At 61.4% G+C, this 14,390-nt stretch carries 17 protein-coding genes; 11 read left to right on the forward strand and 6 right to left on the reverse strand.

The window, feature by feature from the left end:
- Both CKW35_RS11565 and dcd read right to left on the reverse strand, forming a co-directional pair.
- On the reverse strand, positions 1-228 hold the full coding sequence (locus CKW35_RS11565; RefSeq protein ID WP_016488764.1) for a hypothetical protein: 228 nt from the start codon (positions 226-228) through the stop codon (positions 1-3).
- 94 nt (positions 229-322) lie between these two features.
- Complete coding sequence (gene dcd / locus CKW35_RS11570; RefSeq protein WP_003258001.1) at positions 323-889, reverse strand: dCTP deaminase; 567 nt, start codon at positions 887-889, stop codon at positions 323-325.
- A gap of 328 nt (positions 890-1,217) precedes the next feature.
- Here dcd and CKW35_RS11575 point away from each other — a divergent pair, with 328 nt between their 5' ends.
- Entirely contained in the window at positions 1,218-1,427 is a 210-nt protein-coding gene (locus CKW35_RS11575; protein WP_016488765.1) for a cold-shock protein, read from the forward strand.
- 185 nt (positions 1,428-1,612) lie between these two features.
- On the opposite strand, the gene apbC is transcribed toward CKW35_RS11575, so the two are convergent.
- Positions 1,613-2,707, reverse strand: a complete 1,095-nt coding sequence (gene apbC, locus CKW35_RS11580) for an iron-sulfur cluster carrier protein ApbC (RefSeq protein WP_016488766.1) — start codon at positions 2,705-2,707, stop codon at positions 1,613-1,615.
- A 158-nt stretch (positions 2,708-2,865) separates the two neighbouring features.
- Here apbC and metG point away from each other — a divergent pair, with 158 nt between their 5' ends.
- The 7 genes from metG (at position 2,866) to CKW35_RS28385 (ending at position 8,552) form a co-directional block, all read left to right on the forward strand.
- A complete protein-coding gene (gene metG, locus CKW35_RS11585) occupies positions 2,866-4,905 on the forward strand; it encodes a methionine--tRNA ligase (protein WP_095115970.1) in 2,040 nt (679 codons plus the stop codon).
- A gap of 88 nt (positions 4,906-4,993) precedes the next feature.
- Positions 4,994-5,542 (forward strand): Rnf-Nqr domain containing protein, encoded by a 549-nt coding sequence (locus CKW35_RS11590; RefSeq protein WP_060520019.1) that lies wholly within the window; start codon positions 4,994-4,996, stop codon positions 5,540-5,542.
- Complete coding sequence (locus tag CKW35_RS11595; RefSeq protein ID WP_023048366.1) at positions 5,539-6,513, forward strand: RnfABCDGE type electron transport complex subunit D; 975 nt, start codon at positions 5,539-5,541, stop codon at positions 6,511-6,513. The genes CKW35_RS11590 and CKW35_RS11595 overlap by 4 nt, the downstream gene beginning before the upstream one ends.
- Positions 6,510-7,112 carry an RnfABCDGE type electron transport complex subunit G gene (locus CKW35_RS11600; RefSeq protein ID WP_016488770.1) on the forward strand — a complete coding sequence of 201 codons (603 nt, stop codon included), beginning with the start codon at positions 6,510-6,512 and terminating at the stop codon, positions 7,110-7,112. Before CKW35_RS11595 ends, CKW35_RS11600 begins: the two co-directional genes overlap by 4 nt.
- Complete coding sequence (locus CKW35_RS11605) at positions 7,105-7,629, forward strand: Rnf-Nqr domain containing protein (RefSeq protein ID WP_016488771.1); 525 nt, start codon at positions 7,105-7,107, stop codon at positions 7,627-7,629. The genes CKW35_RS11600 and CKW35_RS11605 overlap by 8 nt, the downstream gene beginning before the upstream one ends.
- Positions 7,630-7,633: 4 nt before the next feature.
- Positions 7,634-8,272, forward strand: a complete 639-nt coding sequence (gene nth, locus CKW35_RS11610) for an endonuclease III (protein ID WP_016488772.1) — start codon at positions 7,634-7,636, stop codon at positions 8,270-8,272.
- A 103-nt stretch (positions 8,273-8,375) separates the two neighbouring features.
- Positions 8,376-8,552, forward strand: coding sequence for a PA3496 family putative envelope integrity protein (locus CKW35_RS28385; protein ID WP_016498218.1), 177 nt, complete (start codon positions 8,376-8,378; stop codon positions 8,550-8,552).
- 55 nt (positions 8,553-8,607) lie between these two features.
- On the opposite strand, the gene CKW35_RS11620 is transcribed toward CKW35_RS28385, so the two are convergent.
- On the reverse strand, positions 8,608-9,231 hold the full coding sequence (locus CKW35_RS11620) for a response regulator transcription factor (RefSeq protein WP_016488774.1): 624 nt from the start codon (positions 9,229-9,231) through the stop codon (positions 8,608-8,610).
- Between the two features lie 369 nt (positions 9,232-9,600).
- Here CKW35_RS11620 and CKW35_RS11625 point away from each other — a divergent pair, with 369 nt between their 5' ends.
- Complete coding sequence (locus CKW35_RS11625) at positions 9,601-10,083, forward strand: hypothetical protein (RefSeq protein ID WP_016488775.1); 483 nt, start codon at positions 9,601-9,603, stop codon at positions 10,081-10,083.
- 70 nt (positions 10,084-10,153) lie between these two features.
- Here the strand turns inward: CKW35_RS11625 and CKW35_RS11630 are convergent, their stop codons facing one another.
- Together CKW35_RS11630 and CKW35_RS11635 are read right to left on the reverse strand one after the other, a co-directional pair.
- On the reverse strand, positions 10,154-11,371 hold the full coding sequence (locus CKW35_RS11630) for an argininosuccinate synthase (protein WP_016488776.1): 1,218 nt from the start codon (positions 11,369-11,371) through the stop codon (positions 10,154-10,156).
- Between the two features lie 186 nt (positions 11,372-11,557).
- Positions 11,558-12,511 carry an OmpA family protein gene (locus tag CKW35_RS11635; RefSeq protein ID WP_016488777.1) on the reverse strand — a complete coding sequence of 318 codons (954 nt, stop codon included), beginning with the start codon at positions 12,509-12,511 and terminating at the stop codon, positions 11,558-11,560.
- A 130-nt stretch (positions 12,512-12,641) separates the two neighbouring features.
- Here CKW35_RS11635 and pyrC point away from each other — a divergent pair, with 130 nt between their 5' ends.
- Entirely contained in the window at positions 12,642-13,688 is a 1,047-nt protein-coding gene (gene pyrC, locus CKW35_RS11640; RefSeq protein WP_016488778.1) for a dihydroorotase, read from the forward strand.
- 23 nt (positions 13,689-13,711) lie between these two features.
- The gene (gene rnt, locus CKW35_RS11645) at positions 13,712-14,359 is read left to right on the forward strand and encodes a ribonuclease T (protein WP_217435874.1); all 648 of its coding nucleotides are present in this window, start codon (positions 13,712-13,714) and stop codon (positions 14,357-14,359) included.
- The last annotated feature ends 31 nt before the right edge of the window (positions 14,360-14,390 follow it).

Here is a 14,390-nt window from a genome sequence, read left to right on the forward strand (position 1 = left end):
TCAGGCGACAGGCGCCGGAGGCGGCTCGTCAGGCAAGGTGGGTTCACCTGGCTCCGTAAGAGGTGTATCGCCTGGCTGCGGGGGCTGTGGCGTATCGGGACCAGGCTGGTGCGGCACGCCCCCCGCCTGCATCGGCAGCGGGTGCGCCAGCAGTGACCAGGGCAACAACCCGACGTGGTTGGGCTGCAGGCCTGCCAGCTTGGCACTGATTGCGGGATGGAGTTTCATTGGCTGCTCCTGACGTAAGCCGATACGCATCATGCGCATCGGCATTACAGCGTTGGAGTGCCAAAGCCACGGGTAATTCCCCGCGTTTGTCGGTTCAGGTACGTGGCAGGGTAACGCCGCGCTGGCCTTGGTATTTGCCGCCACGGTCCTTGTAGGACACTTCACACTCTTCGTCCGACTGCAGGAACAGCATCTGTGCCACGCCTTCGTTGGCGTAGATTTTCGCCGGCAGCGTGGTGGTGTTGGAGAACTCCAGCGTCACGTGGCCCTCCCACTCGGGCTCGAGCGGGGTGACGTTGACGATGATGCCGCAGCGGGCGTAGGTGCTCTTGCCCAGGCAGATGGTCAGCACGTCACGCGGAATGCGGAAATACTCGACAGTGCGGGCCAGGGCGAAGGAGTTCGGCGGGATGATGCACACGTCGCTCTTGATATCGACAAAGCTGCCGGCGTCGAAGTTTTTGGGGTCGACGGTGGCCGAGTTGATATTGGTGAAAACCTTGAATTCGTCGGCGCAGCGCACGTCGTAGCCGTAGCTGGAAACACCGAAGGAAATGACCCGGCTGTCCTGTTCGCCGCGCACCTGGCGCTCGACGAACGGTTCGATCATGCCGTGTTCCTGCGCCATGCGGCGAATCCACTTGTCCGATTTGATGCTCATGGCGGGGGTGTCCTGAAGAGTTGCGTGGTAAAAATCGTGAGGCGCATCTTACCGGTCCCGGCGCGCAGGTTAAAGTTCTATGCCGCATCCCGCGCCGGGCGGAGGCTGCAGCCGCCGTCGATCCGAATTTGCCTAAAGCTTCTCCAGACCATTGGCAGGTTGCGGAAAGTGGGGTAAGGTGACGCCACTGTGCTGCACGTGACACCGAGAATCTCTAGTTTGATGCACGATCCTGATCGGCCCATCGCTGAATTTTCTGCTCTCTTTGCGCTCAGTCCCGGGCAGGGTTTTTCCTGACCGTTATTAAATTGTCCAAGGAGACAGAAAAATGTCCAATCGCCAATCCGGTACCGTTAAGTGGTTCAACGATGAGAAAGGCTACGGCTTCATCACCCCTCAGTCGGGTGACGACCTGTTCGTGCACTTCAAAGCCATCCAAGCTGACGGCTTCAAAACCCTGAAAGAAGGCCAGGCTGTTACTTTCGTCGCTACCCGCGGCCAGAAAGGCATGCAGGCTGAAGAAGTTCAGATCGCCTAAGTCGATCTCGCTTCCTAGCTTTCAAAAAAACCCGCCTTCTGGCGGGTTTTTTTATGCCTGTGCAGGAGCGGCCTTGTGTCGCGAAAGGGGTGCGAAGCACCCCCAAGATAGGTGATCCAACCACATATTGCCGGGGCCGCTTTGCGGCCCTTTCGCGGCACAAGGCCGCTCCCACAGGAAATGCGTCAGTCTTCGCTGATGGTAATGCTCGGCATCGCCGGTGCGGCTGCTTCCTGCAGTACGATGCGTGCACCCACCTGGCGGGCCAGTTCCTGATAGACCATGGCAATCTGGCTTTCCGGCTCGGCAATCGCCGTGGGCTTACCGCTGTCGGCCTGCTCGCGGATCAGCATCGACAACGGCAGCGAGGCCAGCAGGTCGACGCCATACTGGCTCGCCAGCTTCTCACCACCGCCTTCGCCGAACAGATGCTCGGCATGACCACAGTTTGAACAGATATGCACGGCCATGTTCTCGACCACGCCGAGCACCGGGATGTTGACCTTGCGGAACATCTCCACGCCCTTCTTGGCATCCAGCAACGCCAGGTCCTGCGGAGTGGTGACGATCACAGAGCCGGCCACCGGCACTTTCTGCGCCAGCGTCAGCTGGATATCGCCGGTACCCGGCGGCATGTCGATCACCAGGTAATCCAGGTCGTCCCAGGCGGTTTGGGTCACCAGTTGCAGCAGCGCACCGGAGACCATCGGGCCTCGCCAGACCATCGGCGTGTTGTCGTCGGTGAGGAACGCCATGGACATGACTTCCACACCATGGGCCTTGATCGGCACAAACCACTTCTGGTCACGGATCTGTGGGCGGGTGCCTTCAGCAATACCGAACATCACGCCCTGGCTTGGGCCGTAGATGTCGGCATCGAGAATACCCACCCGCGCGCCTTCGCGGGCCAAGGCCAAGGCCAGGTTGGCCGCGGTGGTCGACTTGCCCACCCCACCCTTGCCCGAGGCCACGGCGACGATGTTCTTGACGTTGGCCATGGCCGGTACCTGGGCCTGGGCCTTGTGCGCGGCCACCTGGCAATCGATCGACACCTGGGCGCTGCTGACGCCCTCGAGGTTGCCGATGGCGGTCTGCAGCACCTGGGCCCAGCCGTTCTTGAACAGCCCGGCGGCATACCCCAACTGCAACTGCACGCTGACCTGACCGCCCTGGATATCGATGGCGCGCACGCAACCGGCGCTGACCGGGTCCTGGTTCAGATAGGGGTCGGTGTACTGGCGAAGCACGCCTTCAACGGCGGCACGGGTGACGGCACTCATGGAGACTCCCATTGGCAAACTTGATGTAGAACAGGCGCCTATCCTAACCCGTCAATCGTCAGCAGATGCGCATGCGGGGTGAAATATCTTCGCCAGCCCTTTATAGTGGCCGATCATCCTTATTTTTACCCCGTCGCCAGATAAGTAGCCGAGCCACCATGTCCGAGCCACGTCAGATTCTCGTCACCAGCGCCTTGCCCTATGCCAATGGATCCATCCATCTTGGCCATATGCTCGAGTACATCCAGACAGACATGTGGGTACGCTTCCAGAAAATGCGCGGCAACCAGTGCATCTACGTGTGCGCCGACGACGCCCATGGCTCGGCCATCATGCTGCGCGCCGAAAAAGAAGGCATCACCCCGGAACAGCTGATCGCCAACGTCCAGGCCGAGCACAGCGGCGACTTCGCCGACTTTTTGGTGGAGTTCGACAACTTCCACTCCACCCACAGCGAAGAAAACCGCGAACTGTCGAGCCTGATCTACACGCGCCTGCGTGAAGCCGGGCACATCGCCACCCGTTCGGTAACCCAGTACTTCGACCCGGAAAAGGGCATGTTCCTGGCCGACCGCTTCATCAAGGGCACCTGCCCCAAGTGCGCGGCCGAAGACCAGTACGGCGACAACTGTGAAAAATGCGGCGCGACCTACGCGCCCACCGAGCTGAAGAACCCCAAGTCGGCGATTTCCGGGGCCACCCCGGTACTGCGTGATTCACAGCACTTCTTCTTCAAGCTGCCAGACTTCCAGGCGATGCTGCAGCAGTGGACCCGCAGCGGCACCCTGCAGGACGCCGTGGCCAACAAACTCGCCGAATGGCTGGATTCCGGCCTGCAGGAGTGGGATATCTCCCGTGACGCGCCGTACTTCGGCTTCGAAATCCCGGGCGAACCAGGCAAGTACTTCTACGTATGGCTGGACGCGCCAATCGGCTACATGGCCAGCTTCAAGAACCTGTGCGCACGCCGCCCAGAGCTGGACTTCGACGCCTTCTGGAAAGAAGACTCCAAGGCCGAGCTGTACCACTTTATCGGCAAGGACATCGTCAACTTCCACGCCCTGTTCTGGCCTGCCATGCTCGAAGGCGCCGGTTTCCGCAAGCCGACTGCGGTCAACGTGCACGGCTACCTGACCGTAAACGGCGCCAAGATGTCCAAGTCCCGCGGCACCTTCATCAAGGCCCGCACCTACCTTGACCACCTGCAGCCGGAATACCTGCGTTACTACTACGCAGCCAAGCTGGGCCGTGGCGTCGACGACCTGGACCTGAACCTGGAAGACTTCGTGCAGAAGGTCAACTCCGACCTGGTGGGCAAGGTGGTCAACATCGCCAGCCGCTGCGCCGGGTTCATCCACAAAGGCAATGAAGGCGTGATGGTGGCCGGCGATGCCGCACCTGAGCTGACCGAGGCCTTCCTGGCCGCTGCCCCGTCGATCGCCGAAGCCTACGAAGGCCGCGATTTTGGCCGCGCCATGCGCGAGATCATGGCGCTGGCCGACCGCGCCAACGCCTGGATCGCCGACAAAGCACCGTGGTCGCTGGCCAAGCAGGAAGGCAAGCAGGATGAAGTGCAGGCCATCTGCGCCCAGGGCATCAACCTGTTCCGTCAGCTGGTGATCTTCCTCAAGCCCGTGCTGCCCGTGCTGGCCGCCGACGCCGAGGCCTTCCTCAACGTTGCCCCGCTGGCCTGGAACGACCACCTGTCGCGCCTGGAAAACCACCAGCTGAACCCGTTCAAGGCACTGATGAGCCGCATCGAACCGGCCAAGGTCGAAGCCATGGTCGCAGCCAGCAAGGAAGACCTGCTGGCCGCCGAAGCCAAGGCCCCGGCGGGTAACGGCGAGCTGAGCAAGGACCCACTGTCGACAGAAATCGAATTCGACACCTTCGCTGCCGTTGACCTGCGCGTGGCACTGATCGTCAAGGCCGAAGCGGTGGCAGGTGCCGACAAGCTGCTGCAACTGACCCTGGACATCGGTGACGAGCGCCGTAACGTGTTCTCCGGTATCAAGTCGGCTTACCCTGACCCGTCCAAGCTGGAAGGCCGCCTGACCATGATGGTAGCCAACCTCAAGCCACGGAAGATGCGCTTTGGCGTGTCTGAGGGCATGGTCATGGCGGCCGGCCCTGGCGGTGAAGAAATCTACCTGCTGAGCCCGGACAGCGGCGCCAAGCCAGGCCAGCGCATCAAGTAACAGCCCTGCCCCGGCCTTTGTGCCGGGGCAGTTCCCTCTGCGCCTTGATTGCCGGACAATCACCATGATTCCCGGCTATCGTCATCTCATGAGCGACTACATCCTGGTCCTGATCAGCGCCGCGCTGGTCAATCACCTGTGCCTGCTGCAACCATCAGTCTCCAGGCTGCACCTGCATGTGCATGGCCTGGCCTGCGCGCTATGCATTGCGCTGGGCGTGATCGGTGCTCAGTTGCTGGTGCGAGGGGTGCTTGCTCCATTGCACATCCACGACCTTGCCCTTTTCGTATTGTTGCCCTGGCTGGCGCTGCTCGCCTGGGGCGTGCCATGGCTGCTGGCCAAATGGCGCCCGAACTGGCCCGTAACGGGGTTGCCAGCACTGCTCTTGAGTAACAGCGCAGCGCTGGGGCTGGCGCTGCGGCTGGCCAGCGACGACAGCACCTGGCCAGCCACACTGCTGCTAGGCCTGCTGGGCGGTGGCGGCTTCTGGCTGGCGCTGGCCTTGCTCGCCGACCTGCGCCAGCGCAGTGCCCATGCCGATATCCCCGGCGTACTGCGCGGCCTGCCCATCGAATTGATCGGTGCCGGGGTAATGGCCATGGCGTTTTCCGGTTTCAATGGGTTGTTTGCGCAATGAATACCAGCCCTGACCCGCGACTACGCACCAGCATGGGCCTGGTCTTGCTGGCCTGCGTACCTGGCCTGCTGACGCTGCTGTGGCTCCATGGCTGGGGTTTTCTGGTGAACCTGTTGCTCTGCACCAGCGCCGCCTTGCTGTGCGAAACCCTGCTGCTGGCAATGCGCGGGCAAGCACTGAAGCCGGCGTTAGACGACTGCAGCGCTCTGGTGACCGCTGTGTTGCTGGCGTGCGCACTTCCTACCCTGGCGCCATGGTGGTTGCCGGTGGTCGCCACAAGCGTTGCCATCGGTATCGGCAAACAGGCCTTTGGCGGTGTCGGCCGCAACCTGTTCAACCCGGCCATGGTCGGTTATGCCTTTGTACTGCTGAGCTTCCCGTTGCACATGAACCATTGGCCGGGGCCTGCACCGGGCCTGATGGAAAGCCTGCAGCAGGCATTTGCGGGTAGCGAGCACATTGATGCCTGGGCCAGCCCTACGCTGCTCGATGGCCTGCGCCACAACCGCAGCCTCACCATTGATGAGCTATTCGCCAGTCACCCAGGTTTTGGCAGTATTGGCGGGAGGGAAAGCGAATGGGCCAACCTGGCGTTCCTGCTCGGCGGCCTGTTCCTGCTGCAGCGCAAGGTGATCAGCTGGCATGCGCCCGCGGGCTTGCTGGCAGGGCTGTTCGTGTTCAGTTTGTTGGGCTGGAACGGTTCGGGGTCGGATTCCAATGGCTCACCTTTGCTGCACCTGTTCTCCGGGTCGACCATGCTGGCGGCGTTCTTCATTGCCACCGAGCCCGTCTCCGGCCCAAAAAATGAGTGGGCCAAGCTGGGCTTCGGCTTAGGAGCAGGGCTGCTGATCTACCTGATTCGCACTTGGGGCAGCTACCCGGATGGCACAGCTTTCGCCATCCTGCTGATGAACCTCATGGCACCGAGCCTTGAGCGCCTGGCCCTGCTGCATCAGCAGGCCACCCGATGAGCCGCCTGGCGCGGGATGCAGGCCTGCTGCTGCTAACCGTGGCACTGGCTGTGTCTGTCACACTGGCATGGCGACAATGGACCAGTACTGCCGTCGCCAGCGCCGAGAAGCAACTGCAAAGCCGCCAGCGGCTGGCGGTGCTGCCTGAAGGCAGTTACGACAACCAGCCACTGGACACCCCCCTGGCCATGCCCGCCGCACAGCGGCCAAACAGTCGTATCCTGGCAGCTTACCGCGCAACGCGAGCAGGCGAGCCAACCGCCATCATCCTGATCACCCAAGCCCAAGGGTATGCCGGGCCGATCGTGCTGAGCATTGCCATCGGCACAGACGGCCGCCTGATCGGTAGCCAAGTGGTCGAGCAGCAGGAAACCCCAGGGTTGGGCGCACGCCTGGGAGACCCGCAGGTGCACTGGTTGGGGCAGTTTGCCAACCGTCAGCTGGGCGACCACTGGGCGCTGAAGCGGGACCACGGTGACTTTGACCAACTGGCCGGCGCAACCGTGACTTCACGGGCAGTGATCACAGCGTTGCAGGAAGGCCTGAGCTATTTCGATGAGCAGCGCAACTTGCTGCTGGAGGCCCCCACGCATGAATAGCGTCTACTGGCTGGCCGCAAGCCTTGTGCCCGTGCTTGGCGCCACCGGCACACTGCGAGAGGGCGCCGCCATTGGCGTGTGCGCGATACTGATGAGCACGCTGCACCAATTACTGCTGGCGCCCTTGCGCCAGCGGCTGGCCACCTGGGCGTACATGCTGGCAAGCCTGCTGCTGTTGGCCGCCCTGGCCAGTTGCCTGCAACTGGCCCTGCGTGCGTGGCTACTGCCACTGGCCATTGCCCTGGGCCACTATCCTGCGCTGCTTTGCCTGCAATGCCTGGTTTACGACCACCTGCTACCCAGCCAGGGGCGCTGGCGCCTGCTGGTCAGGCACCTTGGTGCCATGCTTGCCATCTGCCTGCTGCTCGGTGCCAGCCGCCAAGGGTTGGCCCAGTTGGCCGGCCTGCACCTGGCCAGCCTGGCCCCCGGCGCACTGCTACTGCTCGGACTGCTGCTGGCCTTGTACAATCGCCTGCGTCCGGGCCCCGCCCACCCACGTCGTCAAGGAAAGCGCTGATTTCATGAATGCCGCCAAACGCCTGGAGATCTTTCGCAGGCTGCACGAAGACAACCCCGACCCGAAGACCGAACTGGCCTACACCACGCCGTTCGAACTGCTGGTCGCCGTGACGCTGTCCGCGCAATCCACCGACGTCGGCGTCAACAAGGCCACCGCCCGCCTGTTCCCTGTCGCCAACACCCCGGAGGCCATCTATGCCCTGGGCGTTGAGGGCCTGAGCGAATACATCAAGACCATCGGGCTTTACAACAGCAAGGCCAAGAACGTCATCGAAGCCTGCCGCATGCTGATAGAGCAGCACGGCAGCCAGGTGCCGCAGACCCGCGAAGCCCTGGAGGCACTGCCCGGCGTTGGCCGCAAGACCGCCAACGTGGTGCTCAATACTGCATTCCGCCAACCAACCATGGCCGTGGATACCCATATCTTCCGGGTCAGCAACCGCACAGGCATTGCGCCAGGCAAGACGGTGCTGGAGGTAGAGAAGAAACTGGTCAAGTTCGTGCCAAAGGATTACCTGCTCGATGCCCATCACTGGTTGATCCTGCACGGGCGCTATGTCTGCCAGGCACGCAAGCCAAGGTGTGGCAGTTGCCGGATCGAGGACTTGTGCGAATACAAGCATAAGACCAGCGACGATTGAGCCGATAGCTTGAAACCACTCGAGCGATTGAAAAAATCTTTTTTACCGGCGTCTGCTTTCTGGTTATAAGGACGGCCAATGGCCCCTTGGCTTGGAGCGACTCATGAGCACCGATAAAGACGACCTGTCGATCGAAGATGATTTTGTTGCCACAGAAGATGAAGCGGAACCCCAGGTGGAGAGCGCCAAGACCAACCTGAGCAAACGCCGCACCATCGACAACATGCTGGAAGAACGGCGCCTGCAAAAGCAGCTGGCCGATTTCGACTACGACCTGTAGCGCGGCTGCGGAGCACTGGCAAAGCCTCCTGAATGGAGGCTTTGCGGGCCGGCAGTCAGTTGAGCCCTTGCCGCTGCGCCAGCTCGATCAGGTCAACCAGCGACCGCGCATTGAGCTTTAGCAACAGGCGGGACTTGTAGGTGCTGACCGTCTTGTTGCTGAGGAACATGCTGTCGGCAATTTCCTTGTTCGAGCGCCCCCGCGCCAGCTGTTGCAACACCGTCATCTCGCGCGCCGAGAGACGGTTGACCATGTCCGTCTCGCTCCCCCCTCCCCTGCCACGCGACGCATGGAGGGCCTGATTGGGGAAGTAGCTGTAACCCGACAACACGGCCTTGATAGCGCTCAGGAGCTCGGTGAGTTCCTGCTGCTTGCAGACGTAACCCGATGCCCCCGCCTGCATGCAGCGCATCGAGAAGTTGCCGGGAGCCTGCGACGTCAGCACCAGCACCTTGCTGCCTGGGCTGAAAGTGGCCATGCGCGCAATAACCTCCAGGCCATCCAGCCTGGGGATTCCAATGTCGAGCACCACGATATCCGGCAAGTGTTGCCGAGTGAGTTGCAGTGCAGCCACCCCATTGTCGGTCTCCGCCACGACGTCGTACCCATGCCGCTCCATCAGCATGCGCACGGCCAGGCGTATGACCGGATGATCATCCACGATAAGCACTTTATTCATGCGATATCCATTGATTCATTATTTTTGCTTTGGCACGCCACGATAACCGACAGGGCGCCCGATGGCGCGGCGAATTCTCGGCGAAACTCATGAGCAGATGAAACCTACATAAGTTAGAGAAATTTCCTACAAATAACGGCGATAGTTGTAACAACTAAAATCTTTATTCCCAAACTGACGGTAGCATTGGGCTGCAGGTGCGCACCAGTTGAAAACTGACGCTCACTTGAAGAAAGAGCCAATTCGAAAAAGGTGAAAAGTCCGAGCTATCGGGCTATTTGGCGATTATTCCTCGCCCGGAAATCAATCCGGTATTTAGTTGAGCGCAACGGTAGGTAAAGATGGCTAAAACTGCTGGAGACGGCCCAAATGACCCAAGCACAACCTGTCGCCCCGCTGACGATCATTGCCATCTTCGCGGGGATAATCGAAGCCTCTGCCCTTGCCACACTTCCGTTTCTTAGCGAGTCTAGCCAGAAGCTCTACACCTGGTTTCTGGTGGGTTTCCCATTCTTTCTGACTGCGCTGTTCTTCCTGACGCTCAATTTCAACTACAAGTCGTTCTACAGTCCATCATCCGACAGGGCGGCGAACGGCACCACGCTGGCTGAAAATAGCGTGGCCACGCCTGCAATGGCCGACGGTGCCCGCGAAGCAGTTCAAGGGGAGCCTGTCACATTCATGTTTTCCGGCCCCGACGCCAATCGCATGATGGAGCAGCAACTGCTTTCTGCACTTGCCCAACCTCCCCTACCGGCGCGAACCTGGCGCTTTTGCAACCTGGACAGACGTCAATGTGCGCAGCTGTCCATCAGTGCACTTGATGGCCACGTCGTGAACGACGAGCACTGAATGCCCAAACTTTTCTGAGCACATAAAAAACCCCGGCCTAAGCCGGGGTTTTCAAGACACGCGCCAGCAATCAGAGCAGCGAACGGCCCTTGTTGGCAGCAATGCGCATGCGCAAAGCGTTCAGCTTGATAAAGCCGGCAGCGTCCGCCTGGTTGTACGCGCCGCCATCTTCTTCGAAGGTGGCGATGTTGGCATCGAACAGCGAGTCATCCGACTTGCGGCCGACCACGGTGACGTTGCCCTTGTACAGCTTCAGGCGCACTACGCCATTCACGTTGACCTGGGAGGCGTCGATCATCTGCTGCAGCATCAGACGCTCCGGGCTCCACCAGTAACCGGTGTAGATCAGGCTGGCGTACTTCGGCATCAGCTCATCTTTCAGGTGAGCGACTTCGCGGTCCAGGGTGATCGACTCGATGGCACGGTGGGCCTTGAGCATGATGGTACCGCCAGGGGTCTCGTAGCAGCCACGCGACTTCATGCCGACGTAACGGTTCTCGACGATGTCCAGGCGGCCGATGCCGTTGGCACCACCGATACGGTTCAGATCGGCCAGAACGGTGGCTGGGCTCTTGTCGACGCCGTCGATGGCAACGATGTCACCGTTACGGTAGGTCAGCTCGATGTAGGTGGCCTGGTCCGGGGCATTCTCAGGCGAGACGCTCCAGCGCCACATGTCTTCTTCGTGCTCGGTCCAGGTATCTTCCAGGACACCGCCTTCGTAGGAGATGTGCAGCAGGTTGGCGTCCATCGAGTACGGCGACTTCTTCTTGCCGTGGCGCTCGATCGGAATGCCATGCTTTTCGGCGTAGTCCATCAGTTTTTCGCGGGACAGCAGGTCCCACTCACGCCACGGGGCGATAACCTTGACGCCTGGTTTCAGGGCGTATGCACCCAGTTCGAAACGAACCTGGTCGTTGCCTTTGCCAGTAGCGCCATGGGAAATGGCGTCAGCGCCGGTTTCGTTGGCGATTTCGATAAGGCGCTTGGCGATCAGCGGGCGGGCAATGGAAGTACCCAGCAGGTACTCGCCTTCGTAGACGGTGTTGGCGCGGAACATCGGGAACACGAAATCACGCACGAACTCTTCGCGCAGATCGTCGATGTAAATCTCTTTAACACCCATTGCCTGGGCCTTGGCACGGGCCGGCTCGACCTCTTCGCCCTGACCCAGGTCAGCGGTGAAGGTCACCACTTCGCAGTTATAGGTATCCTGCAGCCACTTGAGAATCACCGAAGTATCAAGGCCGCCGGAATACGCCAGTACGACCTTTTTTACGTCCGCCATGCCATCACTCCACGGGGTTGTACGGAAAGGGGTCGATTCTAACGGCCTTGCGGAAAAATTTACAGTGGGGCGACAGCTTCTGACGACAAAGCGACAAGAACTGTCGGAAGGGCGACGGGGGTATGCATGACCATCTCACAGGCGCTGGAAATGTCGTGGCAAACACCTGAAGGCCCCCCCCCGATCTCAGGGTGCCTTCGCCCCCGGCGCGGCAGCAGCCGGGTTGGCTGGTGCTGGGGCGGCAGGCGCCGCTGGCTCAGCCGGTTTTTCCACAGGTTTCTCAACCACCGAAACCCGATCCAGCTCGATGTTTACCCGGCGATTGCGTGCCCGGTTGGCCGCACTGTTGTTCTTCACCAACGGGTACTGCTCGCCATGGAAGCGCACCGTGATCTGTTCTTCAGTCAATCCATGGGCCTTGAAGTAATCAGCCACAGCCAGCGCACGACGGCGCGACAGGTCTCGGTTGGTCAGGCGGTTGCCACTGTTGTCGGAGTGGCCGTCGAGCTCGATGTGGTTCACCGTCGGGTCAGCTTTGATGTAATCCAGGATCACATCCAGCCGTGCACGCGCCGACGCGTCCAGCTCGGTGCCGCCCCCGGGGAAACCCACCTGGGTCTGGCGCACCTGATCATAATTCATAGGCAGCAGCTTGCCGGCACAGACCAGATAGTCGCTGTAGGCCTTGGCGAAGCTGACCGGCAGAACGCGTACCTCAATTGGCCTTCCGGCCTCACCGGTGTAGTTGCGCACCACTGTGCTACGCCCGTCGAGCAAGCCGTTGATCAGGCGGCTGGCCTGGCCTTGGGAAGAACTGAACAGCACACCGGTGCGGGCCATCCGCACGTTGCCCAGGTTGATATCACCCCGCCCAGGCTGCCACGGCGCCGCCGCCGCCAGCAGGCTGGCTGTACCTGCACCCAGTACATTGTTGTCCGAACGTAGCTGAAAAACGGGCTGTTCACCTGCCCGACGCACGAACTCACCGCTACCAAAACCTTCTATCGGCTGGATCAGACGGCACTCGAACGGGTCGCCCTCGACCTTCCAGGCAATATTTTCCATGCGCGTCTGAAAAGTCAGTGCACCGGCCGGCAGGCTGGCGAACAGGGTCAACAGGGTGAGGTAACGCTGGCGCACGGGCGGCTCCACAAATTCTGACGGCTTACCTGCAGGCTATCGGACGCCGGCCGGAAAACTTGATAGCCGTGCTCGCCCCAGGCTTTTCCGGTAGCATTGGGGCTTGAGTTCGACCCGCCTGGAATCCCCAATGTCCGATCGCCTGACCCTCCTGCGCCCCGACGACTGGCACATCCATCTGCGCGATGGTGCCGTCCTGCCCCACACCGTTGGCGACGTGGCGCGCACTTTTGCCCGTGCCATCATCATGCCAAACCTGGTTCCTCCGGTGCGTAATGCCGACGAGGCCAGTGCCTACCGTGAGCGCATCCTGGCCGCCCGCCCTGCCGGCAGCCGCTTCGAGCCGCTGATGGTGCTGTACCTCACCGACCGCACCAGCCCCGAGGATGTCCGCGCGGCCAAGGCCAGCGGCATCGTGTACGCCGCCAAACTGTACCCGGCCGGCGCCACTACCAACTCCGACTCGGGCGTGACCAGCATCGACAACATCTTCCCGGCCATCGAGGCGCTGGCGGAAGTCGGCATGCCACTGTTGGTGCATGGCGAAGTAACCCGCAGCGAGATCGACGTGTTCGACCGCGAGAAGCGCTTCATTGACGAGCACATGCGTCGTCTGGTCGAGCGCTTCCCGACGCTGAAAGTGGTGTTCGAACACATCACCACCGGCGATGCCGCTCAGTTCGTCACCGAGGCCCCGGCCAACGTCGGCGCGACCATCACTGCACAGCACCTGCTGTACAACCGCAACCACATGCTGGTTGGCGGCATTCGCCCGCACTTCTACTGCCTGCCGATCCTCAAGCGCAACACCCATCAGGTGGCGCTGCTGGACGCGGCCACCAGCGGCAACCCGAAGTTCTTCCTGGGCACCGACTCGGCACCGCACGCCCGTCACGCCAAGGAAGCCGCCTGCGGGTGCGCCGGTTGCTACACCGCATACGCGGCCATCGAAATGTACGCCGAAGCGTTCGAACAGCGTAACGCGCTGGACAAGCTCGAAGGCTTTGCCAGCTTGCACGGTCCTGCCTTCTACGGCCTGCCAGCGAACACCGACACCATTACCCTGGTGCGTGAAGAATGGACCGCCCCGGACAGCCTGCCGTTTGGCGAGCAGACCGTGATCCCGCTGCGCGCCGGTGAAAAACTACGTTGGCGCCTGCTGGAGGAAAACGCGTGAGCGAAGACCTCTACGAAGACGACATGGACACCCAGGGCAGCAGCGGTTCGCGCCACCCGATGGCCGAGCGCTTCCGCGGCTACCTGCCGGTGGTGGTGGATGTGGAGACTGGTGGTTTCAACAGCGCCACCGATGCGCTGCTGGAAATTGCCGCCGTCACGATCGGCATGGACGAGAAAGGCTTCCTGTTCCCCGAACACACCTACTTCCACCGAGTGGAACCGTTCGAGGGCGCCAATATCGAAGCCGCCGCACTGGAGTTCACCGGCATCAAGCTGGACCACCCGCTGCGCATGGCTGTTAGCGAGGAAAGCGCGCTGACCGATATCTTCCGCGGTGTACGCAAGGCACTCAAGGCCAATGGCTGCAAGCGGGCGATCCTGGTCGGCCACAACAGCAGCTTCGACCTGGGCTTCCTCAATGCGGCGGTGGCGCGCAACGACCTGAAGCGCAATCCGTTCCACCCGTTTTCGAGCTTCGACACCGCTACCCTCGCGGGCTTGGCGTATGGCCAGACCGTGCTGGCGCGTGCCTGCCAGAGCGCGGACATCGACTTCGACGGGCGTGAGGCGCACTCGGCGCGTTATGACACCGAGAAGACGGCCGAGCTGTTCTGCGGCATCGTCAACCGCTGGAAAGAGATGGGCGGCTGGCGCGACTTCAACGATTGAACTGCAAAAGCATTCGCGGGCATGCCCGCTC

Origin of the sequence: Pseudomonas sp. Irchel 3F3 (genome assembly GCF_900187545.1) — a bacterium.
In the GTDB taxonomy this organism is placed as follows: Bacteria; Pseudomonadota; Gammaproteobacteria; order Pseudomonadales; family Pseudomonadaceae; genus Aquipseudomonas; species Aquipseudomonas fortuita.

Excerpts from the sequence above, each read along its gene's own strand:
- CKW35_RS11565 (WP_016488764.1), bottom strand. The coding sequence starts at position 228 with ATGAAACTCCATCCCGCAATCAGTGCCAAGCTGGCAGGCCTGCAGCCC.
- pyrC (WP_016488778.1), top strand. The coding sequence starts at position 12,642 with ATGTCCGATCGCCTGACCCTCCTGCGCCCCGACGACTGGCACATCCAT.
- rnt (WP_217435874.1), top strand. The coding sequence starts at position 13,712 with ATGGACACCCAGGGCAGCAGCGGTTCGCGCCACCCGATGGCCGAGCGC.
- dcd (WP_003258001.1), bottom strand. The coding sequence starts at position 889 with ATGAGCATCAAATCGGACAAGTGGATTCGCCGCATGGCGCAGGAACAC.
- metG (WP_095115970.1), top strand. The coding sequence starts at position 2,866 with ATGTCCGAGCCACGTCAGATTCTCGTCACCAGCGCCTTGCCCTATGCC.
- CKW35_RS11625 (WP_016488775.1), top strand. The coding sequence starts at position 9,601 with ATGACCCAAGCACAACCTGTCGCCCCGCTGACGATCATTGCCATCTTC.
- CKW35_RS11595 (WP_023048366.1), top strand. The coding sequence starts at position 5,539 with ATGAATACCAGCCCTGACCCGCGACTACGCACCAGCATGGGCCTGGTC.
- nth (WP_016488772.1), top strand. The coding sequence starts at position 7,634 with ATGAATGCCGCCAAACGCCTGGAGATCTTTCGCAGGCTGCACGAAGAC.
- CKW35_RS11575 (WP_016488765.1), top strand. The coding sequence starts at position 1,218 with ATGTCCAATCGCCAATCCGGTACCGTTAAGTGGTTCAACGATGAGAAA.
- CKW35_RS11590 (WP_060520019.1), top strand. The coding sequence starts at position 4,994 with ATGAGCGACTACATCCTGGTCCTGATCAGCGCCGCGCTGGTCAATCAC.
- CKW35_RS11630 (WP_016488776.1), bottom strand. The coding sequence starts at position 11,371 with ATGGCGGACGTAAAAAAGGTCGTACTGGCGTATTCCGGCGGCCTTGAT.
- CKW35_RS28385 (WP_016498218.1), top strand. The coding sequence starts at position 8,376 with ATGAGCACCGATAAAGACGACCTGTCGATCGAAGATGATTTTGTTGCC.
- CKW35_RS11605 (WP_016488771.1), top strand. The coding sequence starts at position 7,105 with ATGAATAGCGTCTACTGGCTGGCCGCAAGCCTTGTGCCCGTGCTTGGC.
- CKW35_RS11600 (WP_016488770.1), top strand. The coding sequence starts at position 6,510 with ATGAGCCGCCTGGCGCGGGATGCAGGCCTGCTGCTGCTAACCGTGGCA.
- CKW35_RS11620 (WP_016488774.1), bottom strand. The coding sequence starts at position 9,231 with ATGAATAAAGTGCTTATCGTGGATGATCATCCGGTCATACGCCTGGCC.
- apbC (WP_016488766.1), bottom strand. The coding sequence starts at position 2,707 with ATGAGTGCCGTCACCCGTGCCGCCGTTGAAGGCGTGCTTCGCCAGTAC.